The organism is Burkholderia anthinoferrum, assembly GCF_002925705.1.
GTDB lineage: Bacteria > Pseudomonadota > Gammaproteobacteria > Burkholderiales > Burkholderiaceae > Burkholderia > Burkholderia semiarida.
Map to the genome: position 1 here is coordinate 437,025 of NZ_LFZP01000051.1, position 24,244 is coordinate 461,268.

General features: G+C 67.7%; 19 protein-coding genes. 7 read left to right on the plus strand and 12 right to left on the minus strand.

All coding sequences use genetic code 11. From position 1 onward, the window contains the following. The first annotated feature begins 212 nt into the window (after positions 1-212). A complete protein-coding gene (ftsH, locus tag C5F75_RS22480) occupies positions 213-2,189 on the plus strand; it encodes an ATP-dependent zinc metalloprotease FtsH (protein ID WP_060310918.1) in 1,977 nt (658 codons plus the stop codon). Between the two features lie 125 nt (positions 2,190-2,314). Here ftsH and otsA read toward each other — a convergent pair whose 3' ends face one another. After that, positions 2,315-3,721 carry an alpha,alpha-trehalose-phosphate synthase (UDP-forming) gene (otsA, locus tag C5F75_RS22485; RefSeq protein ID WP_059574355.1) on the minus strand — a complete coding sequence of 469 codons (1,407 nt, stop codon included), beginning with the start codon at positions 3,719-3,721 and terminating at the stop codon, positions 2,315-2,317. Between the two features lie 450 nt (positions 3,722-4,171). Then, positions 4,172-6,256, minus strand: a complete 2,085-nt coding sequence (locus C5F75_RS22495) for a TonB-dependent receptor (protein ID WP_258048580.1) — start codon at positions 6,254-6,256, stop codon at positions 4,172-4,174. 413 nt (positions 6,257-6,669) lie between these two features. On the opposite strand from C5F75_RS22495, the gene adhP reads away from it, so the two are divergent. Further along, complete coding sequence (gene adhP / locus C5F75_RS22500) at positions 6,670-7,698, plus strand: alcohol dehydrogenase AdhP (protein ID WP_104012756.1); 1,029 nt, start codon at positions 6,670-6,672, stop codon at positions 7,696-7,698. Positions 7,699-7,758: 60 nt separating this feature from the next. Here the strand turns inward: adhP and C5F75_RS22505 are convergent, their stop codons facing one another. The 3 genes from C5F75_RS22505 to C5F75_RS22515 form a co-directional block, all read right to left on the minus strand. After that, on the minus strand, positions 7,759-9,204 hold the full coding sequence (locus tag C5F75_RS22505) for a sialidase family protein (RefSeq protein WP_059639505.1): 1,446 nt from the start codon (positions 9,202-9,204) through the stop codon (positions 7,759-7,761). Positions 9,205-9,657: 453 nt separating this feature from the next. Then, a complete protein-coding gene (locus tag C5F75_RS22510; protein ID WP_059574360.1) occupies positions 9,658-10,089 on the minus strand; it encodes a MarR family winged helix-turn-helix transcriptional regulator in 432 nt (143 codons plus the stop codon). Further along, positions 10,086-11,003 (minus strand): alpha/beta hydrolase family protein, encoded by a 918-nt coding sequence (locus C5F75_RS22515; RefSeq protein WP_104012757.1) that lies wholly within the window; start codon positions 11,001-11,003, stop codon positions 10,086-10,088. The genes C5F75_RS22510 and C5F75_RS22515 overlap by 4 nt, the downstream gene beginning before the upstream one ends. A gap of 297 nt (positions 11,004-11,300) precedes the next feature. Between C5F75_RS22515 and C5F75_RS22520 the strand changes: the two genes are divergently transcribed. Both C5F75_RS22520 and C5F75_RS22525 read left to right on the plus strand, forming a co-directional pair. Further along, positions 11,301-12,269 carry an ABC transporter substrate-binding protein gene (locus C5F75_RS22520; protein WP_059574362.1) on the plus strand — a complete coding sequence of 323 codons (969 nt, stop codon included), beginning with the start codon at positions 11,301-11,303 and terminating at the stop codon, positions 12,267-12,269. Between the two features lie 70 nt (positions 12,270-12,339). Beyond that, a complete protein-coding gene (locus C5F75_RS22525; protein ID WP_059574363.1) occupies positions 12,340-13,434 on the plus strand; it encodes an LLM class flavin-dependent oxidoreductase in 1,095 nt (364 codons plus the stop codon). Positions 13,435-13,509: 75 nt separating this feature from the next. Here C5F75_RS22525 and C5F75_RS22530 read toward each other — a convergent pair whose 3' ends face one another. From C5F75_RS22530 to C5F75_RS22555, 6 genes are all read right to left on the minus strand, one after another. Further along, positions 13,510-14,442 (minus strand): ABC transporter substrate-binding protein, encoded by a 933-nt coding sequence (locus C5F75_RS22530; protein ID WP_059574364.1) that lies wholly within the window; start codon positions 14,440-14,442, stop codon positions 13,510-13,512. A 34-nt stretch (positions 14,443-14,476) separates the two neighbouring features. Further along, positions 14,477-16,276, minus strand: coding sequence for an amino acid ABC transporter permease/ATP-binding protein (locus C5F75_RS22535; protein ID WP_081066521.1), 1,800 nt, complete (start codon positions 16,274-16,276; stop codon positions 14,477-14,479). Positions 16,277-16,337: 61 nt separating this feature from the next. Then, a complete protein-coding gene (locus tag C5F75_RS22540) occupies positions 16,338-17,693 on the minus strand; it encodes an LLM class flavin-dependent oxidoreductase (RefSeq protein ID WP_059574365.1) in 1,356 nt (451 codons plus the stop codon). A 10-nt stretch (positions 17,694-17,703) separates the two neighbouring features. Further along, positions 17,704-18,753, minus strand: a complete 1,050-nt coding sequence (locus C5F75_RS22545; protein ID WP_104012758.1) for an LLM class flavin-dependent oxidoreductase — start codon at positions 18,751-18,753, stop codon at positions 17,704-17,706. Positions 18,754-18,806: 53 nt separating this feature from the next. After that, positions 18,807-19,757, minus strand: coding sequence for an ABC transporter substrate-binding protein (locus tag C5F75_RS22550; RefSeq protein ID WP_059574367.1), 951 nt, complete (start codon positions 19,755-19,757; stop codon positions 18,807-18,809). A 66-nt stretch (positions 19,758-19,823) separates the two neighbouring features. Continuing rightward, positions 19,824-20,384, minus strand: a complete 561-nt coding sequence (locus C5F75_RS22555; RefSeq protein WP_059574368.1) for a GNAT family N-acetyltransferase — start codon at positions 20,382-20,384, stop codon at positions 19,824-19,826. 295 nt (positions 20,385-20,679) lie between these two features. Between C5F75_RS22555 and C5F75_RS36440 the strand changes: the two genes are divergently transcribed. Further along, the gene (locus C5F75_RS36440; protein ID WP_143328752.1) at positions 20,680-20,889 is read left to right on the plus strand and encodes a hypothetical protein; all 210 of its coding nucleotides are present in this window, start codon (positions 20,680-20,682) and stop codon (positions 20,887-20,889) included. On the opposite strand, the gene C5F75_RS22560 is transcribed toward C5F75_RS36440, so the two are convergent. Then, entirely contained in the window at positions 20,868-21,791 is a 924-nt protein-coding gene (locus C5F75_RS22560) for a recombination-associated protein RdgC (protein WP_059608908.1), read from the minus strand. The genes C5F75_RS36440 and C5F75_RS22560 overlap by 22 nt on opposite strands. Before the next feature lie 285 nt (positions 21,792-22,076). On the opposite strand from C5F75_RS22560, the gene C5F75_RS22565 reads away from it, so the two are divergent. Continuing rightward, a complete protein-coding gene (locus C5F75_RS22565) occupies positions 22,077-22,688 on the plus strand; it encodes a C39 family peptidase (protein ID WP_059574370.1) in 612 nt (203 codons plus the stop codon). A 451-nt stretch (positions 22,689-23,139) separates the two neighbouring features. Next, complete coding sequence (locus tag C5F75_RS22570) at positions 23,140-24,210, plus strand: zinc ribbon domain-containing protein (RefSeq protein ID WP_081066522.1); 1,071 nt, start codon at positions 23,140-23,142, stop codon at positions 24,208-24,210. The last annotated feature ends 34 nt before the right edge of the window (positions 24,211-24,244 follow it).

Sequence of the window (24,244 nt, forward strand, 5' to 3'; positions counted from 1 at the left end):
CGTCGCGGCGTGCCGCCCGGGCGAGGACCGCCCGGCGACGCCGGCCGATGGGGTTGCCGAGGCGGGATCGATGCGACGAACGACGCGACACAGCGAGGCGACGATGGCGCGGATGCATGCCGTTTTCGCATGGCTGTCGCGGCCGCATACCGGATGCGCGCGCGTGCCGGCGTGAGCGCACGCCGCGCAGCAGGCAGGGCCGGCCCGATGCCATGGACAGGAAATTCGACTACCCGGGATTGCTGATCGCGGCGGGCTTCTTCGTGCTGTTCGCCGCGCAGTTGCTGATGCTGCGCCCGACGTCCGCGCCGATTGCATACAGCGATTTCCACCGGCTCGTCGCGGCGCGGCTCGTCGACGATCTCGAGGTCGGCCCGGCGTCGATCTCGGGCACGCTGAAGATGCCGCAGGCCGGCACGATCCTGCCTGCGTCCGACGCCGCGGTCGTGCGGCAGGCCGGCGCGCCGTGGCGCTTCACGACCAGCCGCGTGACCGACGAGCACCTGATCGACACGCTGACCGCCGCCGGCATCCGCTATCACGGCACGCCCGACACCGGCTGGCTCACATCGCTCGCGTCGTGGCTGCTGCCGCTGATGCTGCTCGTGTTCGTATGGAACATGATGCTGCGCAAGCGCGGCGGGCTGCAGGACTTCACCGGCATGGGCAAGAGCCGCGCGCGCGTGTACGTACAGCAGGAAACCGGCATCACGTTCGACGACATCGCCGGCATCGACGAAGCGAAGGCCGAACTGCAGCAGCTCGTCGCATTCCTGCGCAACCCCGATCGCTACCAGCGGCTCGGCGGCAAGATTCCGAAAGGCGTGCTCGTCGTCGGCGCGCCGGGTACGGGCAAGACGCTGCTCGCGCGCGCGGTGGCGGGCGAGGCGGCCGTGCCGTTCTTCTCGATCAGCGGCTCGGCGTTCGTCGAGATGTTCGTCGGCGTGGGCGCCGCGCGCGTGCGCGACCTGTTCGAGCAGGCGCAGCAGAAGGCGCCGTGCATCGTGTTCGTCGACGAGCTCGATGCGCTCGGCAAGGTGCGCGGCGTCGGCCCGATGTCGGGCAACGACGAACGCGAACAGACGCTCAACCAGTTGCTGGTCGAGATGGACGGTTTCCAGGCCGGCTCCGGCGTGATCATCATGGCCGCGACGAACCGGCCCGAGATCCTCGATCCTGCACTGCTGAGGCCGGGGCGTTTCGATCGCCACATCGCGATCGACCGGCCGGACGTGAACGGCCGCCGCCAGATCCTCGGCGTGCACGTGAAGCGCGTGAAGCTCGCGGCCGACGTCGATCTCGGCGAGCTCGCGTCGCGCACGCCGGGCTTCGTCGGCGCCGATCTCGCGAACGTCGTCAACGAGGCCGCGCTGCATGCGGCCGAACTCGGCAAGCCGGCAGTCGGCATGGCCGACTTCGACGAGGCGATCGACCGCGCGCTGACGGGCCTCGAGCGCAAGAGCCGCGTGATGAACGAGCAGGAGAAGCTGACCATCGCGTATCACGAAGCCGGCCATGCGCTCGTCGCGGAAAGCCGCGCGCATTGCGACCCGGTGAAGAAGGTGTCGATCATTCCGCGCGGCGTCGCCGCACTCGGCTACACGCAGCAGGTGCCCACCGAGGATCGCTACGTCCTGCGCCGCAGCGAGCTGCTCGACCGGATCGACGCGCTGCTCGGCGGGCGCGTGGCGGAAGAACTCGTGTTCGGCGATGTGTCGACCGGCGCGCAGAACGATCTCGAACGCGCGACCGCGATGGCGCGCCACATGGTCATGCAGTATGGAATGAGCGAGAAGATCGGGCTCGCGACGTTCGACGACGGCGACGCGCGCCAGGGGCTGCCCGGCGCATGGCATGCGGGCGACGGCCGCTGCAGCGAGCACACCGCGCGGATGATCGACGACGAGGTGCGCACGCTGCTGGCCGATGCGCATGCGCGGGTCGCGGCGACGCTCGGCGAACGTCGCGACGCGCTCGAACGCATCGCGCGACGGCTGCTGCAATGCGAGGTGCTCGAACGCGATGTGCTGCAGGCGCTGATCGACGGGCGCATCGAACCGTCGTCGGCCACGCCGGTATTACCCGGCGACGAAACGAGCGCGCGCGGCGGTGCGATCGAAACGGAGCAGGCGTCGGCGGTCGAGCGCGATTTCGTCGCGTACGGCCGGCCGCACGAAACCGATCGATGAAGCCGTCGCGCGTTTTCCTTCCGTTCTTTCCCGCCACGGAGTCGCCATGAGCGACGCGCACGTATCGGTCGAGCGGCGTCGTGCTCGCATGCGCGGCGGCAGGGGCGTGAGCGCGCGTCGGCGCGTCAGGATTCGGTCGCGGCCGCCACTTCGGCCGCTTCGGTGAGCGCTTCGAGAAAGCGCGTGCGCCACCAGTGCACGTCGGTCTTGCGCATGATCGCCATCAGCGCCGCGTGACGCTGGCGGCGCTCTTCGAGCGGCATCGTGAGCGCGCGCTGGATCGCCTGCGCGGTGCCTTGCGTGTCGTACGGATTGACGAGCAGCGCCGACTTCAGTTGTTCGGCCGCACCCGCGAAACGCGACAGCACGAGCACGCCCGGGTCGGCCGCGTCTTGAGCCGCGAGGAACTCTTTCGCGACGAGATTCATCCCGTCGCGCAGCGGCGTGACGAGCGCGACCCGGCTCGCGCGGTAAAGGCCCGGCAGGCGCTTGCGCGCGACGGTGCGGTGAATGTAGCGCATCGGCATCCATTCGAGCTCGCCGTAGTCGCCGTTGATCGCGCCGCACAGGCTGTCCATCTCGCGCCGCAGGTCGTCGTACGCGCCGAGATCCTCGCGGCTCGGCGCGGCGATCTGGATCAGCGTCGCGCGGTCGCGGTTCTCCGGATACTGTTCGAGCAGCTCGCGGAATGCATGCACGCGCTGCGGCAGCCCTTTCGTGTAATCGAGCCGGTCGACGCCGACCAGCAACTGGCGCCGCGAATATTCGTCGCGCATGCGCTCGAACATGTCGAGGCCGTCGCGATCGCGCGCGAGCGACTCGAACTCGTCGACGTTGATGCCGATCGGGAACGCGCCGGCCGACAGCGTGCGGCCGAATGCCCGCAGCCGTCCGTCCGGCAGCCGCGCCGCGCCGGCTTCCGCCTCGACGTAATGCTCGAAGTGGAGCAGATCCGATTCGGTCTGGAAGCCGACGAGGTCGTACGCGAACAGCGAGCGCATCAGCCATTCGTGTTCCGGGATCGCGGCCATGATCGGCGGCGGCGGCATCGGAATATGCAGGAAGAAGCCGATCGGATTCGTGCAGCCCATCGCGCGCAGCTCGGCGGCGAGCGGAATCAGCTGATAGTCGTGCACCCAGATCACGTCGTCGGGCCGCAGCAGCGTGCGCAGCTTGCGCGCGAACAACTGGTTCACGCGCCGGTAGCCGTCGGCGAAGCGTCGGTCGAACTGCGCGAGATCGAGCCGGTAGTGAAACACCGGCCACAGCACGTTGTTCGAGTAGCCGAGGTAGTAAGCGTCGTAGTCCTGCGGATCGAGATCGACCGTCGCGAGCTGAATGCCGCCGACGTTCTGGACCTGCACGTCGTCACCATGCGTGGGCTGATCGTCGCCGCCGCGTAGCCTGCCGCTCCAGCCGAACCAGACGCCGCCGGTTTCCTGCAGGCTGTCCTTCACGGCGACGGCGAGGCCGCCGGCCGCGGCTTTACGAGGGTCCGCGATGCGATTGGATACGACGACGAGTCGGCTCACCAGCTCTCCTGACGATTGTTGGGGGAAGGTTCGTGCGGCCGAGGCGCGAGAGGCAGACGCCACCGTCGGCGCGCGGTGCGCGATACGACGGGGCCGCATGGCGATCGGACGGGAGTCAGGGCACGCGATTCGCCGCCCGGTCGAAAAGTGCTTTTTTTAGGATACTCGTCATTCGTGCGTTTTAAAAGTCCGTGTCGACGGACGGGGCGGGCGCGCCTGCCGCGCGGTATCCATGGCAGCGATACGGTAACGGGCGATGCCCGAGCGGGACCGAAACTTGCATCGCACGGCGAACGCAGTGTGCGCAAGCCTCCGCGGCGCGTACCGGCCGACGACGCCGCGCTGCCGCGCCGCGTTCCGCTGCGTCGTCTCGTCCATCTGCGCGATCGTGAGATTCCCCTCGAAGCGCGTCGTGTTCGCCCGCAGCGGGCGCCGCGGGCCGTACGAAGGTCAGAACGTGGTGCGCAGTCCGGCCATCACGCTGCGGCCGCCTTGCGGGGCGAAGCCGCGCACGACCGACGTCGCGTAGCGAATCTCCTGGTTCGTCAGGTTGTCGCCGCGCAGGTACGCGAGCCAGTGCGTAGGCCCGACGCGGAACTTGTACGTCAGCATCACGCCGAGCGACGTGTAGCCGTCGGTGGAGAAGTCGTTGTCGGGCACGCGATGCTGCGACCACGCGTGCGTGACTTGCGCACGCGCGCCGAACGGGCCGTAGCCGTAGTCGGCTGCCAGCGTCGCGCGCAGCGGCGCGATGCGCGGCAGCGGCTGGCCCGTATCGACGTTGCGCGCGTGCGTGTAGTCGGCCGTCAGTTCGAGATCGACCGTATGGCCGCGTCGCGCGAATGCACGCCACTTGCCGTCCAGCTCGATGCCGTAGAACTCGGCGCGCACGCCGCTATAGATCGCCTCGTTGAGCGAGCCGTCGGTGCCGGGCGCGACCGGTTCGCCGTCGTCGTCCACCACGCGGCCGGTGTTGTATTCGGTCAGATAGTTCGAGAAGCGGTTGTAGAACACGCCGACGCTGCCGCGGTTCGGTCCGCTCGCATAGCGCAGCGACAGGTCGGTCGATACGGCCTTTTCCTTCGACGCGTTCGGGTTGCCGATCAGGAACTGGCCGGTCGCATCGTGCGGGCCGTTCGAATACAGCTCGTAGAACGTCGGCGCGCGTTCGGTGTACGCGACGTTCGCCGCGACCGACCATACGGGCGTCAGCGAGAACAGCGCGCCGGCCGACAGGCTGCCCGCGTTGAAGTCGCGCGGCTGCGCGAGCGCGAATTTCTCGACGCCGGCCGGATCGGGATCGACCTTCACGTGCTCGAAGCGGCCGCCGAAGCTCAGCTTCAGCGCCGGGACGACCTGCCATTCCTCGAGGCCGAACAGCGCGACGCTGTTGGTGCGCGTGGACGGCACGAGCATTTCGTCGCCCAGCGCCGAGAACGTGTTCTGGCCGAACTGCACGCCGATCGCGCCTTCGAACGGCCCGATCTTGCGATGGCGCGCCTCGATGCGCGCCTCGTAGCCGCGATTGCGGAAGGTGGTCGCGGTCTCGCCGTTGTCGACTTCCTTGTGGCGATAATCGGTGTAGGCGAAATCGAATTTCAGCTTCGTGAACGGCCCGCTCAGGTTGCGCACCTCGGATGCGAGCGCGAGGCGTTCCTGGCGCATCCGCAGCCGCACGTCGCTCTCCGCGACGGAGCCGTAGTTCGATTCGTAGCCGCTGTACGACAGGCCCGCGAAACCGTCCGCCCACGTATACGACGCGCCGACCGCACCGCCGTGCACGCGGCCGTCGCTGTTCGGCACGTTGCCTTCCGGCTGCGGCGTGTCGGGGCCGTCGATCGCGCGTTGCTGGCTGCTGCGTGCGTAGCCGGGAATCCGCAGCTTGCTCGTTTCGCGATCGAACGCGTCGACGTGGAACGCGAAGTGTCCGTTGCCGCCTTCGACCTGCGCGGCGCCGGCGCGCACGGAATTCGCGCCGCCATAGCGCGCGTCGAGCGCGCCGGTCACGCCCTGGATCGCCTCGCGCGGAATCCGGTTGTCGATCGTGTTGACCACGCCGCCCACCGCATTGCCGCCGTACAGCAGCGCGGCCGGGCCGCGCACGATCTCGACGCGCTCGATCGACAGCGGATCCTGCGGCACCGCGTGGTCGTACGACAGCGACGACGCGTCATACGCCGCGACGCCGTTCTGCAGCAGCCGGATCCGGTCGCCGTCCATCCCGCGGATGATCGGACGGCCGACCATCGGCCCGTAGGTGGTGGTCGACACGCCGGGCAGCCCGTCGAGCGTTTCGCCGAGCGAATCGGCCTGGCGGCGCGTCAGCGCATCGCCGGAAAGCTGGACGGTCGGAGCGATCGGTTCGGCGTCGCCGAGCGGGTTCGCCGTCACGAAGATCGGTGCGAGCGGCGAGGATGAGGCGGCTGGCGTGCCGGATGCGGCGGGCGCATCGGTCTGCGCGTGGGCGACGGCGGCGAACAGCATCAGCGACAGGGACGAGAGCGGGCGAAGCGGTAAGCGAGGGAGGTCGCGCATGGTCGGTGAATCGGTTGGAATCGGGATCGGATAACGAGCGATACGGGACACGGATAGATACGATATATTGTTGCGTCAGTGACGCGCAGTGACCCGTGGGAACATGGCTCGGCGACGCGCGGCCACCTGGCTGGAACGGTGTCAGGGGGACGAGCACGCGAAATGATATGTTATATCATGTCAAATTCCAAGCTGGATGACGGGATCTCGTCGGCTTTCCGTTGGAACGGTGAAAGCGCGGCGGGAGCGGCGGGCGGCGTGCAACCGCCGGCTCGCGCTTGCGCGTCAAACGACGCCGATCGTGGCGAAGCCGCGTCGACCGCTGCATCCGTTCCAATGCGTTGACGCGTATCAACGCGCTCCGATTCCGAAACCGGATACTGGGTCGCTCATCGACCAGACAGGAGCAACGCATGACCCAGACCATGAAAGCGGCCGTGGTACACGCGTTCGGCGAGCCGTTGCGTATCGAGGAGGTGCCGGTCCCGACGCCGGGGCCCGGCCAGATTCTCGTCAACATCAAGGCGTCGGGCGTCTGCCATACCGATCTGCACGCGGCCGACGGCGACTGGCCCGTCAAGCCGTCGCTGCCGTTCATCCCCGGCCACGAAGGCGTGGGGATCGTCGCGGCGGTCGGCGCGGGCGTCACGCACGTGCGCGAGGGCGATCGCGTCGGCGTGCCGTGGCTCTACACGGCCTGCGGCCATTGCGAGTACTGCTGCACGGGCTGGGAAACGCTGTGCCATGGCCAGCAGAACACCGGCTATTCGGTGAACGGCAGCTACGCCGAATACGTGCTGGCCGATCCCGATTACGTCGGCCAGTTGCCCGCGCAGGTGGCATTCGACGAGATCGCGCCGATCCTGTGCGCGGGCGTCACGGTCTACAAGGGCATTCGCGTCACCGATACGCGCCCGGGCCAGTGGCTCGCGATCTCCGGCATCGGCGGCCTCGGGCACGTGGCCGTGCAGTATGCGCGTGCGATGGGCCTGCACGTCGCTGCGATCGACATTTCACCCGACAAGCTCGCGCTGGCGCGGCAACTGGGTGCGCATCTGACGATCGATGCGTCGGTCGACGATCCCGCGAAAGTGATCCAGAAGGAAATTGGCGGCGCGCACGGCGTGCTGGTCACGGCCGTGTCGCGCAGCGCGTTCGCGCAGGCGCTCGGGATGGTCCGGCGCGGCGGTACGGTGGCGCTCAACGGGCTGCCGCCCTGCGATTTCCCGCTGCCGATCTTTTCGACCGTGCTGAACGGCATCACCGTGCGCGGGTCGATCGTCGGTACGCGCCGCGATCTGCAGGAGTCGCTCGATTTCGCGGCGGACGGCCTGGTGCGCGCGCATATCCATCGCGACCGGCTCGGCAACATCAACGACGTGTTCGCGAAGCTGCGGGAAGGGAAGGTCGACGGGCGCATCGTGCTCACCGACATGCATTGATGCCCACGCACGCCGCCGTGCGACGCATGGCGTCGCGGCGGCGTGACGGTCATCCGCGCATCACGGCGCGAAGAACACGTCGGTGCGGTTCGTCAGATTGCCCGCGCTCGTCTGCACGAAGAACGGATGGAACGACGACGACGGCATGACGTCGAGCCCCTGGTAGTCGCCGATGAAGAACCCGCCGGCGTTGGGCGCGAGCTTCATGTCGAACGGGCCGCCGACGCGCCGCTCGTCGGCGAACGTGGCGCCGCCGTCGTGCGAGATCTTGCGCCAGAAGCCGGTCGGCAGCGTCGTCGTGTTGCCCGCCTGCAGGTCGCGGAAGTCGTAGTACGTGACCATGACCGCCCCCGCATTGTCGACGCGCACCGACGGATTGAATGCGGGGCGCCCGGTCGGCGTGTTCACCTGTTGCGGGGCGCTCCACGTCGCGCCGCCATCCTTCGACGTCGATATCGCGATCTCGTCGTACGTGCCGCCATTGAAGCGGCTGTCCTGCCACACGACGTAGAGCTGGCCCGATGCCGGGTCGATCGCGGGTTCCGGAATGATGTCGCCGGTGCGCACGGGTTCGCCGGTGTTCGGATCCGTGACGCCAACCGTCTGCAGCCCCGCGATGATCCGCGGCTTGGTCCACGTCGCGCCGTCGTCGGTCGACTTGACGAACGCGACCTTGCCGGCCGCCTTGCCGAACGGCGGCTGGATCAGGTCGAAGAAATCGTAGAGCGTGCCGCTCTTCGGATCGACGACGATCTGGTTGCCGATCGTCTGCTGGCGCGACGGCACGTTGACGATGACCTTCGCGGCGCTCCACGTCTTGCCGCCGTCGGTCGTCTTCGAGAACAGCGTGGGCCCGCGGTACGCCTGCGTGTGCAGGTTCGCGTACGGGTTGCCGTTCGGCAGTTCGAGACGGTCCCATACCGCGTATGCGGTGCCGGCCTTCACCGGGTTGGCCGTCACCGATTCCTTGTCGTTGAAGAACTGCGTCGTCGGCTCGTCGTTCGCGATCAGCACGGCCGGGCTGCTCCACGTCTGTCCGCCGTCGGTCGACACCGACGCGCCCACCGCGTTGCCGTTGTTCGACTGGTTGAACGAGATCGACACCGAGTACGCGGTGCCGTCCGGCCCGAACGAGACCCATGGATCGGACGCGCGTTCGTACTTGAGCCCGCCCGGCGCGCAGGCGCTGAACGGCTGCGGCGTGCGCGCCCAGGTCGCGCCGGCGTCGAACGTATAGCCGGCGACGAGCCCGTGGGCGCCGCCGTTCGACCAGCGGTCCTGCTGCCACACGCCGATCATGTTGTTCGGGTTCGCCGGATTGACGGCGAGCCACGGTTCGACTTCTGCATTCACGTAGTTGGTGCCCGGGCCGCCGATGGTGCACGCGGCGAACGGGCTCGGCCCGGACACGACGACGGGCTCGGCGTGCGCCGCGGCGGCGGCGGCCAGCGCCATCGCGGCGGACAGGCGGGTAACAAGCGGATGGGACACGATCATGCGTCGCATGGACGACTCCTCGGTGAGGTGCGGAGGCGATGGCGGGGCACGACGAGACGACGCGAACCGGTGCGACCGGTCGTGCCGCACGCGTCGTTACGTGCCGTTCAGCATGCCGTTTCAGCCATCGCGATCCGCGTGCGCTGGATGCCGCCAGCGCTTCGGTCAAGACTCCTCTTCGTTTTCCTTGCTTGTCGGCTGTGTCTGCGATGTCGACCCGTCGGGAAAGCCAGTCCGGGCATGCGACGAATGTGTCGAAGTGGATTGCAATGTAGGCGATTCGAATGTCGCGCGACAGGCGGTTTTTTGTAACAGGACGTAGCCGGAAAGCGTTGCCGGAAGCGGGCGTCCGGCACGCAAGATTTGCCGTTGCGACGGCATGAAAATCGAATCGAAAACGCGAATCGCAATCGCTTGCGATCGATGCCGGCACGAGCCGGTCGCGTGCGTGTGAAGCGCCGTTCAGCGCTCCGCCGGAAACCGCTCCTGCAACGCGTGCAGCCAGCGCGCGACGACGTCGAGTTCGTCGTCGGAAAACCCGTCGCAGAGCTTGCCGTTGAGTTCGCGCAGCAGCACGCGCGCACGCTTGAGGGCCGCGTGGCCTGCGTCGGTCAGGTACAGCCGCGTCGCGCGGCCGTCGTCCGAATCGGCATGGCGCGTGATGAGGCCGGCCTTCGCCATCCGGTCGGCGAGCCCCGTCATCGCGGACGGCGCGAGCTGCAGCGCGGCGCCGACTTCGCCGATCAGCGCGCCGTCCTGCTTCGCGAGGCAGAACAGTGCGCCGGCCTGCGCGGCACTCGCGCGCGTGTCGGTTTCGGCCTTGCGGTCGATCCAGCGCTGCACGCGCCGCTGGCCGATGTTCAACAGGAAAAACAGTCGTCGGTCTTCGCTCAAGCTGGGTTCCCGGCTGCAATGGAAAGGGAGGGGCGGCCCGCGGTGCGCGGCGTGTCGAGCGCCTGCGCGAGCCAGTCGGCGACGTCGGGCCACAGCACGGCGCCGGGCCGGCTCCGAAAGAAGCCCATGTGCCCGACCGGGCCGCTGCCCGCCGCGCGCGGATCGATCTGGCGGCGTTCGACCTTCGCGCGGGTCAGATAGCTTACCAGCAGGCCGATCGCGGCCGGATTCGCCCACGGATCGTCGTCGAAGCCGAGCGCGAGGATCGGCAAGCGCTGCTTCGAGAAGCGCTCGGCCGCGCCGAGCGTCGGATCGTCGAAGAAGTAGTGCGGCAGCGTCGTCCAGCGGCTCCATTCGCGGAACACGCCGGCCGGCAGATCCTCGCCGAGCCCGAGCCGCTTGCCGGGCACGTAGCCGAGCAGTGCGGACGTCAGCGGGCCGAGCACGCGCAGGATCAGCCGCACCTTCAGGCGTTCGGCCGCCCGCGCGATCAGCCGCGTGCTGCCCGCGTGCGCGGCGACCAGCACGGCCGCGCGCAGATGCGTCGTCGCGCCGGACAGCCCGATCGCATGTCCGCCGACGCTATGGCCGACCGCCAGCAGCGGCAGCCCTTCATGCGTGTGCCGGGCCCAAGCGGTCGCGGCGCCGACGTCGAGCTCCATCCAGTCGCGCATGCGGGCCTGCAGCGCGCCCAGACGCGCGGGCCGCGATGCGCCGATGCCGCGATAGTCGTAGGTCAGCGCCGCGAAACCGCGCTCCGTCAGGAAGCGCGCGAAGCCTGCATACAGCCGCTCGGGCACGGCCGTCGCCGGATGGATCAGCACCAGCGCGCGCGGCGGTGCATGCGGCGACCACAGCGTGCCGTGCAGCACATAGCCGTCGGCGGCGGAAAACTCGATGGGTTGGGCGGTCATGGCGTCCTCGTTCGGGCAGTTGTTTCGTATGCGAAATATAGTGTGGGATTTATTTCGTGCACGAAATATCCATCGAGGAATCATTCGAATTTCACGTGGCGGCCGTGGTGCGGCGAGCCCCGGGCATGCACGCGTAATTCATAAAATATTTGCATCTTTGCATAGAAGAATATTGCGTTTGTGTCATGAAGTGGATCGACGTATCTTCACCGGTTCCATCCGTCGCGCTGGCGGTTTCGCACGGCGGACCACGGGGCGTCGCCGTCGCAAGGCCGCCCGCCAACCTTCCGGGAGATCATGTTGCCGAGCCGAATCGTCACGGCGCTCTTGCTGGCGCTCGCCGCGCAGCCGGGCATCGCCAAAGACACCGTCACGCTGCGCGTGGGTGAACAGAACTACTTCAACATCCAGGCGTCGATGGAAGCATCCGGCGTGCTGAAGGACCTGCCTTACACGATCGAGTGGAAGCACTTCCAGGCCGCCGCGCCGGTGGCCGAAAGCCTGAACGGCAACGCGATCGACCTCGGCTTCCTCGGCGATTCCGCGCTGCTCACGCTGGCCGCGCGCGGCGCGCCGGTCAAGGTCGTCGCGGTGTCGCGGCAGAGCCTCGACGGCGTCGCGATCCTCGTGCCGAAGCACTCGCCGGTGCGGACCGTGGCCGATCTGCAGGGCAAGACCATCGCGGTATGGCGCGGCGCCTGGAGCCAGCAGCTCGTGCTGCGCGCGCTCGAACACGCAGGCCTGCGCGCCGATTCGGTGAAGTACGCGTACCTGATGCCGATCGACGCGACCAACGCGCTCGCGAACGGTTCGGTCGACGCGGTGTCGCTGTGGGAGCCGTTCGTTAGCACGCTCGCATTGCGGCAAGGCGCGCGCCCCGTAGCGACCGCGCAAGGGCTGATGCCGGCGCTGAGCTTCGTCGCCGCGAACGAGCAGGCCGCGTCGGGCAAGCGCGCCGAGATCACCGATTTCCTGCGGCGCGTGGTGGTGGCGCGCCAGTGGGTCGACACTCATCCGCGCGAGTACGCGGACCTGTGGGCGAAGCGCGCGAAGCTCGAACCCGACGTCGCGTATCGCTGGCTCGACAACGCGAAACAGCGCGTCGGCCCGGTCGACGAAACGGCCGCGAAGGATGCGCAGAACACGGCCGATTTCCTGTACAAGGCCGGCGTGATTCCGGCCGCGTACGACACGTCGAAGCTGCTCGACCGCTCGTATGCGGGCGCGTTCGCCGCGCCCGCGCAAAAGACGGCAGCCGCGCAGTGACCGGGCGGCCCGCGTCACGATTGCAGCGATTCCCGCGATTCCTGATCGACATACCCAAGGACATCCCGACATGCCAGTCGACATCATCGGCATGATCACCGCGACACCCGGCGCGGAGGTCGACGTACCGGGCGGCGCGGCCGTCCAGCCCGACTACGTGCGCCGCTTCGCGCGGGCGCACGAGGCCGCCGGTTTCGACCAGATCCTGATCGGCCATTTCAGCAACGCGGCGGACGGCTTCATCGTCGCGTCGTTCGCGGCCGCCGCGACCGAACGCATCCGCCTGCTGCTCGCGCACCGGCCGGGCGTGATCGTGCCGTCGGCCGCCGCGCGGCAGATCGCGACACTCGACGTGTTCAGCGGTGGAAGGCTCGCGCTGAACGTGGTGTCGGGCGGCGATGATGCGGACCTGCAGCGCGACGGCGATTTCGTGCCGCACGATGCGCGCTACCGCCGCACCGGCGAATATCTCGACGTGCTGAAACGGATCTGGCTGGCCGATGCGCCGGTCGATCACGACGGCCCGTTCTATCGGCTGCGCGGTGCGTCGCCGGTCGTGAAGGGCGCGCAACGACCGCATGTGCCGATCTATTTCGGCGGCTCGTCGCCGGCTGCGCTCGCGGTCGCGGGCGAGCATGCGGATGTCTACATGACGTGGGGCGAGCCGCTCGACGCGGTGCGCGAGCAGATCGCGCGCGTGCGGGCCGCCGCCGCGCCGTTCGGGCGTGTGCCGCGCATCAGCGTGTCGTTCCGGCCGATCGTAGCCGATACCGAGGCGGCCGCGTGGGAGAAAGCGGAGGCGACCCGCGAGCGCGTGCGTGCGGCGCGGCTCGCGAACGGCCAGCCGATCGACGGCCACGCGCCGCAGAATGCGGGCTCGCAGCGGCTGATGGCGGCCGCCGCGCAGGGCGACGTGCTCGACGAGCGGCTGTGGATGGGTGTCGCGAACCTGACCGGCGCACGCTGGAATTCGACCGCGCTGGTCGGCACGCCGAAACAGGTTGCGCGAGCGCTGGGCGCGTATTACCGGCTCGGCGTCTCGACGTTCCTGATTCGCGGTTTCGATCCGCTTGACGATGCGCTGGCCTACGGGCGCGACCTGATCCCGGCGATTCACGCGCACATTGCGGAACTCGATCGCTCCCGGTCCGCGGTGCCCGCGTAGGGGAACGACAAGTCAATCGAATCGCCCCGGTATGTCCGTGACGACATGCCGGGGCGATGGTTTTGAACGAAACGCTCAGAACGACGGCAACCCCGGCGGATTGGTCTCTGCCCGCGCGATCGCCTCGCTCTGCAAACCCCAGCGCGCGAGCGCCTGCCCGTAGCGGCCGTTGCCGATCAGCGCGTTGGTCGCGAGCGTGAGCGCGGGCGCGAGCCCGCTGCCGCGACGCGTCGCGATCGCGACGTCCGCATTCGCCGGCCAGCCCGCATTGACGACGCCGACGCGGCGGATCTTGCCCGTGCGCGCGGCCTCGTACGCGAGCGATGCGTTCGGGTTCAGCTCCGCATCGGCCCGGCCCGACAGCAGCGCGACGCGCGCGGTCGCATCGTCGTCGAAATAGAGCAGCTCGGCCGGCTTCAACCCCTGCGCGACGTTGCGCTTGCTCCATTCGAGCAGGATGCGCTCCTGGCTCGTGCCGGCGCCGGTGATGATGCGCAAACCCGCGACGTCCTTCGGCTCCGCGATCTTCGCGATGGGGCTGCCGGTGCGCACGTAGAAGCCGTGCAGCCCGAGCCGGTAGGTCGTGAAATCGTATTTCTCCTTGCGCTTCTCGGTCACGCCGACGTTCGAGATCACCGCATCGTATTTGCCGGACGTCAGCCCGAGCGGCCAGTCGGCCCACGCGATCGGCACCAGCACGAGCGTGCGGCCGAGTGTGTCCGCGACCAATTGCGCATAGTCGGGATCGGCGCCGACCACGGTGCGGGCGTCGGTCGCATAGGTCGACACGGGCGGCGCGTGCGGTGAAATCGCGACCGTGAACGCGCCGTCGCGCACCCAGCGGTAGCCGCTGGCCGCGCGGATGGCCGCGTCGTCGGGGCCGGCGCGCAGGCGGCCGGCCTGGCGCGGGTCGAGGTCGGCAGTGGCGGCCGCCGCGCGCGCCGCATGCCACGGCAGGCCCGATGCCGCGGCCAGCGCGGCCACGATGAACTGGCGTCGATCGGTCATCGTGCGGCACCTCGCGAGTCGGGAGCGGCGCGCATCACAGCACCCGCGACAGGAACGCGCGGGTGCGCGCATGCGCCGGCGCGTCGAGCACGACGGCGGGCGGCCCGGCCTCGACGATGCGCCCGCGCTCCATGAACAGCACGTGGTCCGCGACTTCGCGCGCGAAGCCGATCTCGTGCGTGACGATCACGAGCGTCGTGCCCGAGCGCGCGAGTTCCTTGATCACGTCGAGCACTTCGTTGACGAGTTCGGGATCGAGCGCCGACGTCGGCTCGTCGAACAGCAGCACCTTCGGACGCAACGCAAGCGCCCGCGCGATCGCGACGCGTTGCTGCTGGCCGCCGGACAACTGGCGCGGGTACGCGTCGGCCTTGTCCGCGAGGCCGACCCGTGCGAGCAGCGTACGCGCGGTGTGCTCGGCCGCATCGCGCGTCACGCCGGTGACGGCGACCGGCGCTTCGATCAGGTTCTCGAGCACCGTCAGGTGCGGGAACAGGTTGAAGTTCTGGAACACCATGCCGACGGCCGTGCGCCGCTTCAGCACGTCGCGCTCCTTCAGCTCGTGCAGCACGTCGCCGTCGCGGCGATAGCCGATCAGTTCGCCGTCGATGTCGATGAAACCGTCGTCGACGCGTTCGAGATGGTTGATCGTGCGCAGCAGCGTCGATTTGCCGGAGCCCGACGGCCCGACGATCACGGTCACGCTGCCGCGCGGCGCGACGAACGACACGTTGTCGAGCACGCGCTGCATGCCGAACTGCTTCGACACGCCATGCACGGCCACTTCGCCGCCGGTGCGCGAGACGGCCGCAGCGGTATCGGCATGCGTGCCGGCATTGCTGTGTGCACGAGCGATCGAGGCCGCGCGGCGCGACGCGACACGCCGCCACAGCCCGCCGACGCGCGCGAGCGCGAACGTGACCACCGACGGCGGCGGATTGCGCAGCGCGCCGCGTGCATAGTGCCGCTCGACCTGCACCTGGATCGCGGACAGCACGGTCAGGATGATCAGGTACCAGACGGTCGCGACCATCAGCAGCGGAATCACTTCGAGGTTGCGGCGATAGATCACCTGCACCGTGTAGAACAGCTCGGGCATCGCGAGCACGTACACCATCGACGTGCCTTTCGCGAGCGTGATCAGGTCGTTGAACGCGGTCGGCAGGATCGCGCGCATCGCCTGCGGCAGCACGATCCGCGAGGTCTGGCGGCCGCGCGGCAGACCGAGCGCGGCGGCGGCTTCGAGCTGGCCCTGGTCGACCGCGAGAATGCCGCCGCGGATCACTTCCGCGGAAAACGCCGCGTGGTTCAGCGTGAGGCCGAGCACGGCCGCGAGGAACGGGCTGATCAGGTCGGTCGTCGGCGTGTCGAACCACACGATGTCGGTGAACGGCACACCGAGCCGCACGTGCTCGTACAGGTAGCCGAGGTTGTTCAGGATCAGCAGCAGCACGATCAGCGGAATCGAGCGGAACAGCCACACGAAGGTCCACGCGCTGGCGGACAGCAGGCGCGAACGCGACAGCCGCGCCAGCGCGACGAACGCGCCGAGCACGAAGCCGAACACCGCGCCGAGCAGCGTCAGCACCAGCGTGCGCGCGAGCCCCGACAGCACCGGCGGCGACAGGAACCATTCGGCGAACACCGGCCAGCCCCATTGCGGGTTGCCGAGGATCGAATGCAGCGTGATCGCGATCAGCGCGAGCGCGAGCACGGTGCCGGCCGTGCGCGACCGGTGGCGCGCGGGCACGATCCGCAAACGCGTGCCGGGCCCGCGTGCGCCGGGGGAAGAGAGCGGCGGCAGCGCGCCGCCGAGGTGGGTCGTGTCGCTCATGTCGTTGGCATCCTCGAATCGGTCGATCGGCGGGCGCGCCGCGCACGGGCGGCGCGGCGCGTCAGGCGTGCGCTACGGCGGCCGTTTCCTGGGCGGCGGCGCCGGGCGTCGCGTAGCGGCTCGCCTTGCGCGGCAGGCCGAGGTGGTCGCGCAGCGTGGCGCCGGGCAGGTCGCGGCTGTAGCGGCCGCGCGCCTCGAGCACCGGGATCACGAGCTCGATGAAATCGTCGACACCCTGCGCCTGCACCGGAAAGCCGAGGATGAAGCCGTCGCCCGCGCCTGCGTCGTGCCAGCGGATCAGCTCGTCGGCAACGTGCTCGGCCGTGCCGATGAAGTTCGGGCGCGGCGTCGCGACCGCGAGCGCCGTCTCGCGCAGCGACAGGCCCTTGCGCTTCGCATCGGCCTTGATCCGGTCGGTGGTCGAGCGGAAGCTGTTGCGGCCGAGCTCGCCGAGTTCCGGGAACGGCGCGTCGAGCGCGTACTGCGTGAAATCGTGGTGATCGAAATAGCGGCCGAGGTACGCGAGCGCCTCGTCGATCGTCAGCAGGTCGCGGATCGCCTGGTATTTGTCCTCCGCTTCGGCGGCCGTGCGGCCGACGATCGGCCCGACGCCGGGGAATATCTTCACGTCGTCGGCCTGCCGCCCGTGCTCGATCGCGCTCTGTTTCACGCGCCGCGTGAACGCGGCCGTTTCCTCGATCGACGGGGAATGCGTGAACACGGCATCCGCGTATTTGCCCGCGAGGCCGATGCCGGTATCGGACGAGCCGGCCTGGAATATCACCGGCTGCCCCTGCGGCGAGCGCTGGATGTTCAGCGGGCCCGTGACCTGGAAGAAGCGGCCGTGATGATCGAGCGTATGCAGCTTGTCGCGATCGAAGAAGCGGCCGGTCGCGCGGTCGCGCACGAAAGCATCGTCGTCCCAACTGTCCCACAGCCCCTGCACGACCTCGAGGTATTCGTCGGCGATCTCGTAGCGCAGCTCGTGATCCGGGTGCGCCTTGCCGTAATTCTTCGCGGTGCCTTCGAGCGGCGTCGTCACGACGTTCCAGCCCGCGCGCCCGCCGCTGATCGCGTCGAGCGACGCGAGCTGGCGCGCGACTGTGAACGGCTCGCTGTACGACGTCGAGATCGTGCCCGCGAGCCCGATTTTCTTCGTCGCGACCGCGAGCGCCGACAGCACGGTCAGCGGCTCGAAGCGGTTCAGGAAGTGCGGGATCGACTTCTCGTTGATGTAGAGGCCGTCCGCGACGAACGCGAACGCGATGCCGGCGGCTTCCGCCTTGCGTGCGACGCCGATCGCGAAGTCGAGGTTGATGCTGGCATCCGGCGGGTTGCTCGGATGCCGCCATGCGTTCATGTGGCTGCCTGCGCCTTGCAGCATCAGGCCGAAGGGGATCGATCGTCGGGTCGTCATGATGGGAGCGTCATGCGTTCTGGTCGGGGGAGAGGGAGCGGCCGGCGCTGAGGGCCGCGTGCAACGGGGTGGTGGACAGCGCGCCGCCCAGCCATTCGACCGACGCGAGCCGCGCCGCGTAGTCGGTGACCGGCGAATCGATCACGAACGCATCGACGTCGAGCCGCCGGCTCAATGCGTCGAGCGCGCGGTGGATGCGCTCGGGCGTATCGGCGAGTACCGTCGGGCGCAACTCGTCGATCCGGTAGTCGGACGCGCCGCTTTGCCGCGCGAATTCCGCAGCCGCCTGTGCACTGGCGAGGTTGAAGCTCTGGCCGCCCGCGAACTGCAGCTTGAAAATCTTCAGCGGCCCGATCAGTTGCTCGGCCTCGTCGCGCGTCGGCGCGGCGACCGCGTACAGCGCGACGAGCGGCTTCTCGCCGCCCGCGCCGCGGTACGCGTCGAGCGAGCGTTCGAGATTCGCGTCGTCGCCGTTGAAATGGCCCGCGTAGCACAAACGCCAGCCGTTGCGCGCGGCGAGCGCACCGCTGTCCGGCGAGCCGCCGAGCAGGATGCGTTCGGGCAGCTGCGGCGGCGCCGGCATCGCCACCGCGCCGGCGAGCGGATGATCTTCGGCCACGCCCCAGCCGAGGAACGCGTCGAGCTCCGCGAGCTGCCCCGCGAAATCGGGCTTGCGCGCCTTGTCGTGGAACCACTGCAGCGCGCGCGTGGTCAGCGGCAGCCCGCCGGGCGCCTTGCCGATGCCGAGATCGACGCGGCCCGGCGCGAGTGCGGCCAGCAGCTTGAATGTCTCGGCCACCTTGAACGGGCTGTAGTGCTGCAGCATCACGCCGCCGGAGCCGATACGGATGCGCGACGTGTGCGCGAGCAGGTGCGCGACGACGATCTCCGGCGCCGAGCTGGCGAAACCCGGCGTGCCGTGATGCTCGGCGACCCAGAAGCGCGCGTAGCCGAGCTGTTCCGCGCGTTGCGCGAGCGTCGTGGTGAAGCGCAGCGCATCGGCGGCGGTCGCGCCGTCGGCAATCGGACTCTTGTCCAGCAGCGAAAGCGAATAAGACATGGTGAGCGACGTTCCTGCGTGAGCGTGGATGGACGGTTGCGGGCGCGCGGCGCTCAGCTCTTCGGCAGCCCGGGCGGATTCGTGCGCGACTGGTCGATCGCTTCGGATGCGAGGTTCCAGCGATCGAGCACCTGCCGGTAGCGGCCGCTTTTGATCAGCCCGTTCAGCGCGACGGTCAGCGGATCGGCGAGGCCGCTGCCGCGGCGCGTCGCGATCGCGATGTCGGCCGTGCGCGGCCAGCCGCCGCTGATCGCACCGACGAGCCGCGTCTTGCCTTGCTGCGCGCTTTGATACGCGAGCACCGAATTCACGCTGAACACCGCGTCGGCGCGGCCCGACTGCACGGCGACGATGCGCATCGCCTGGTCGTCGTAGTACTGGATCTGCACCGGTTTCAGCCCGTGCGCGACGTTTTCGCGGTCCCACGCGAGCAGAATCTTTTCCTGATTGGTGCCGGCATCGGTCACGATGCGCAGCCCGGCGACGTCCTTCGGCTCGCGGATCTGCTGGATCTTGCTGTCGTTGCGCACGTAGAAGCCGACCTGATCCTTGCGATAGGTCGAGAAATCGAACTTCTGCTTGCGCTCCTCGGTGACGGTCACGTTCGAGATCACCGCGTCGACTTTCCCCGATTCGAGCGCCAGCGGCCAGTCGGCCCATGCGAGCGCGACGATTTTCAGCTTGCGGCCGAGGCTGTCGGACACGAGCTGGCCAATATCGGCGTCGAAGCCGACCACCGTGCGCGCGTCGGTCGCATAGGAGCTGATCGGCGGCAGGCTCGGCGCGATGCCGATCGTCAGCGCGCCGGGCTCGGCGAACTTGAACGACGCGGGCACCGCGCGCTCGACTGCCGCATCGGCTGTGCCACGCGGACGGCCGCGCTGCTCGGGGCTCAGGTCGAACGTCGCGGCGGCGGCCGTGGCGGCGGCGAAGGCGGTCAGGCCGATCAGCGCGGCGGCCAGTGTGTGCGCGGCACGGGAGGAAAGCGATACGGCTCGATGCATGAAAGCGTCCTGTCGTGGAAGCGTGGAAGGCGGAATGGGCGAGGTGAAATGCGGGACGCCGTGCGCTCAGCGCGGTAGCGCCGCTTCGGGCACGGGCGCCCACAAGTCGGTGAGCGTCGACGTGCGCGACGGATCGACGAGATCCTTGCCGAAGCGCAGGTGGAAATACGCTTCGGGATCGATCGACGAATCGAACAGCCGCGTATAGCCGGTGCGGTCGTACAGCGCCCACGCTTCGGGCTGGCGAAAGCCGGTGGTCAGGTAGAGGCGGCGATAGCCCTGTTGCACGGCGCGCAGTTCGAGCGCTTCGACGATGCGCCGCGCGAGGCCCTGGCGGCGCAGGTCGGTGCGCGTCCAGATGCGTTTCAGTTCGGCGGTTTGCGCGTCGTAGCGCTTGAACGCGCCGCCGCCGATCGTCTCGCCGTCGCGCAGCAAGAGCACGAACGCGCCTTCGGGCGGCGCGAACAGTTCGGCCGGGTAGCGCGCGAGTTCGTCGCGGGCCGACGCTCGGCTGTCCGGGCGGTACGCGTCGTAACGGGTCGAATATTCGTCGATCAGCGCGTCGATCAGCGGCTGCGCGCGGACGTCGAGCGGCGTCGTGTCGATGATGCGGTCGTTCGTGGCCATGGGCATCGCGAATGGCGCGCGATGCGGATGTTCCCGGCGGGGTGCGCGCACGCGGCCCGTCCGGTCTGTTCCGTTATCGCGACGCGGTTGTCGTGATGGCGGCGGCTGTCGTGCTGCGTGCGAGGCATTCGGCGCGCCGCCGCCGTTTTGAACACGTTAGCGGCGCGGCCGGGAAAGGCGAACGAAGCAATTTCGATAAGGATTTCGCGGGCGGTGGAAGAAGGCTTGCAGGGGGAGTGGGGTCGACGAACGGGCGTGGTGGGGGCGGTGCCCGTTCGAGGTGTGTACGACGTAGATGATCGCCGAGGATTGGGAGCGTTGTCATTTCGATGGCCGACGGGCCATGCCGATTCGCGGCTGGCTCGTCAGGGTCGCGAGCGGCCGGTCGCGGCCCGCCGCCAGCGTGGCGACGGACCTCCTCGAACGGTCGCGTCATCGCGAATCCCTGCCGTCGTGGGCGACGATTCGCGACAACGACGGCGTTCAGGCCGCTGCCGCCTGCTGAATCGCGTCGTGCTGTTCGCCACCCAGAATATCGACGAGACCGGTCAGCATCCGCGCCAATTCACCGGTCATCAGCGTGAAGTCCGAGTCGAAGCGCTCGTCGTCATTCTGCGCGGTGGGATCCGCCGCCTCCTTGATCACGTCGAGCGGCGTGACACGCTTGATCGTCAGCGACGGTGTCAGCACGAACGAGATTCGGTCATCCCAGGTCATTGCGAGGCGCATGCACTGTTTGCCGGCTTCGATGTGCCGGCGCATGTCGCTCGCTTCCAGCGCGTGGCCGACGTATCGCACCGTGGCGCCGCCTTCGCCGGTCGAACGCAACTCGGCGTCCTGGTCGACGGTGAATCCGCCCGGCGCCTCGCCGGACAGCAGCCAGTCCGTCATCGCGGCGACCGGGGAGCGCGCCACCTGAACGCCGGCGAGTGGCAGTTGATCGATCGACTTGACGAGCAGGCTGCGAACGTCGTCGGCAAGCGCTTGTGCCGCCGCATCGATGACGAGCCAGCCGTTCGCCGTGTCGATCCACACACGGGTATCGCGGCGAATGCTGAACGCGCGCGGCAGCAGTTCGTCGGTCACCTGCTCCTTGAGTTCGCGCAGTTGTTTGCGGCCTACCTTGAAGCCCTGCTGCTCCTCGACCTCGAGCGCACGCGCCTTGGTGACCTGATTGACGACCGACGCCGGGAGCAGCTTCTTTTCGGCGCGAAACACCAGCAGCATCTGCCGGTTGATCGAATAGACGAGCGCGCCGTCGTCACGCGGCGACGCCCATCCGACGCGCTGCATTTCGACGCTGCTGCCGGGCTGGAACGCGTGAGGCGCCAGCCATTTTTCCATCTGGTCGGGCGTGACGGCCCAAGGGGCCGGAAGACGATGAAGCTGAAGGTTCTTGAACCACATGGGAGGACGGGCAAAGCGCGTCATTCTAGCTGACGCGGATGGCGGGTGGGCAGGAAGAGGCGTTCGACACCCTGATTCAGATCGTCGACAATTCCACACAATCAGCGAATGCAGACGGCCATGGCCTCGCTCCGACGATCCTGCCCGTTGCATTTGGCTGCGCTCCGTGTTCCGTTGTTGTTGGGCGTCTCGGCCATTCTCTACAACGAAGGCAAGCTTCGCGTGCAACTTGCTTTCGGCGCAGTGGCGGCCGTAGGCGTTGCACTTTTGTTCATGGGATGACAAATGATTGATGTACCGTATTTTTCCCAATGGGAATCCAGGGCCCTGATCTCACGATTTCTGTCGCGCGAACTGCGCGCCGAGGAAGATCCGCTCTGGCGTAACTCTGGTGCCAGCAGCCCGGACGAATATGCGCAATGGAGCCCACATATTTGCGGCATCGCGTGCCTGAAGATGTTGCTGGCGCATCGCAGCGCGCGAGTGGTCCCGCTGTTGGAACTCGTGCGCGACGCCGTAACCTTCGGTGTTTATCAACCAGAGATGGGCGACAAAGGAAAGCGCCTGCTCTACCGTCCATTCGTAAACTGGATCCGCGAACGCTTTCAGATTGAAGGTCGTGTCGTCGAGCATATGGAATCGTCCACGGTCGAGCGCAGTTTGCGTGACGGATATATGTTCATGGCGTCCGTTCATCCTGGCATCCGGCATGCCGGGTTTGAGCCTCCCTCTCGTGGCGGGCACCTTGTCCTGGTGCTTGGCGTCAATCCCGCGACCGACGAGTGGATTTTCCACAATCCGTCAGGCTTTGAACCTGACACGCAGGAGAACGTAGCGATGCAGCGCGGTACATTCGATCGTTATTTCGCAAACAGGGGGATTTTGATTGCGCCATAAACACGAAAAAGGCGCTCAGCTCGCGTGGAACGTATTAACGTTGCCACTACATTAACCGGAGTCTACCGAGCCAATGCATTGCCCCGGTTGCTCCGCTGAACGGGTCATAGTTGCGGGAGGAGAACTTCAATGTGCATTGACGGGCGCATTCTTTATCCGCTCCGTTCGAACGCAGTTCGAAGCACGCGGGACCGGCGTAACATCCGTTCTACCGTCGCGGTCCGACGTGGGGCAGTGGTTTTGTCCATGTTATGGCGAGCAGACCGACAATAGCGTTTGTCCGGGTTGCGGCGTTGTGCCGACTATCAGGCTAGCCCGAGACCTCATCGAGCTAAACCCACACGTTTCTCCGCAAATGTCGAGGTGACTGTCCGCCATCGAAATAGAGACGATCGACGGTTGCATCAAGATTGACGACAATGGAAGCCATTCCGACAAGAGGGTAAAAACAATGATGACTTCCGGCGACGGCCTGACCAGCCCGGCGCGGCTCCTGCGGCTCGCCTCCTGGGCGATTGCGATCGTTTTCGCGGTCTTTCTGAACATGCTCGGCAGCCTCGTGATCCGCGACATGGTATTCGCGCCGAGCGGCGGGCCGCCGGTCGTCGAGCAATTCGCCGATGCGCCGGTAAAAGCGCGGCTGGACGCGGCGCGCCGTCAACTGCAGGCGCAGCGCGACGCGCTTGCCGAGAAGGTCGACACGATGGAAGTGGCGCGCGGCCGCGTCGCGAAGGAGTACGCGGCCGAGAAGGAAAGTTTCCGCAACTGGCTGGCCACCCGCGCGGTGACGGGAGACGGCGCGAAGGACCCGGACATTGTGGCGAGGACGCGCAAGCTGGATACCCTCCAGGCAGGCGTGGTCAACTGGCAGCATCAGATCGATGCGGTCGGTGATCAGCAACGGGCATTGGCATCGCAACTGACGCACGTCGACACGCAAATCGCCGAAGCGGACGCAGCAGCCGAACGGCGCTTCGACGAGGCGACCCGGCGCTACGAGATGCAAGTGTTCGGGCTGCGGCTTGCGCTGACGTTACCGATCCTGCTGGTCGCGACCTGGCTGTTCATCCGCTACCGCAAGGCGCGTTATTGGCCGTTCGTGTACGGTTTCGGCCTGTTTGCGTTGAGTGCGTTTTTCATTGAGCTGGTGCCGTACTTGCCGAATTTCGGCGGCTATGTCCGGGTCCTGGTCGGCATCGTGCTCACGGTATTCGCCGGTCTTTACATGATGAAGGCCTTTCAGCGCTATGCCGAACGCAAGCGGCTCGAATTGCAGCAGGATCAGGGCGAACGCGCGCGCACGATCGGATACGAAAAAGCCGTTCGGTCGCTCGAGAAAAAGCGTTGCCCGTCATGCGACAAACAATGGAATCTCGGCGGCGACGACTCCACGTTTTGCGTACATTGCGGATTGAGGCTTTTCAATGTCTGCGAATGCGGCGGTCGGAATTTCTTCTTCTTCCCGCATTGCCATCAATGCGGCGTTGCGCAGGGGAGCGCGTCGCCGGTGTCATCCGACTGACGGCCCGAGTGTACGTACCGGCATCGGCATACGA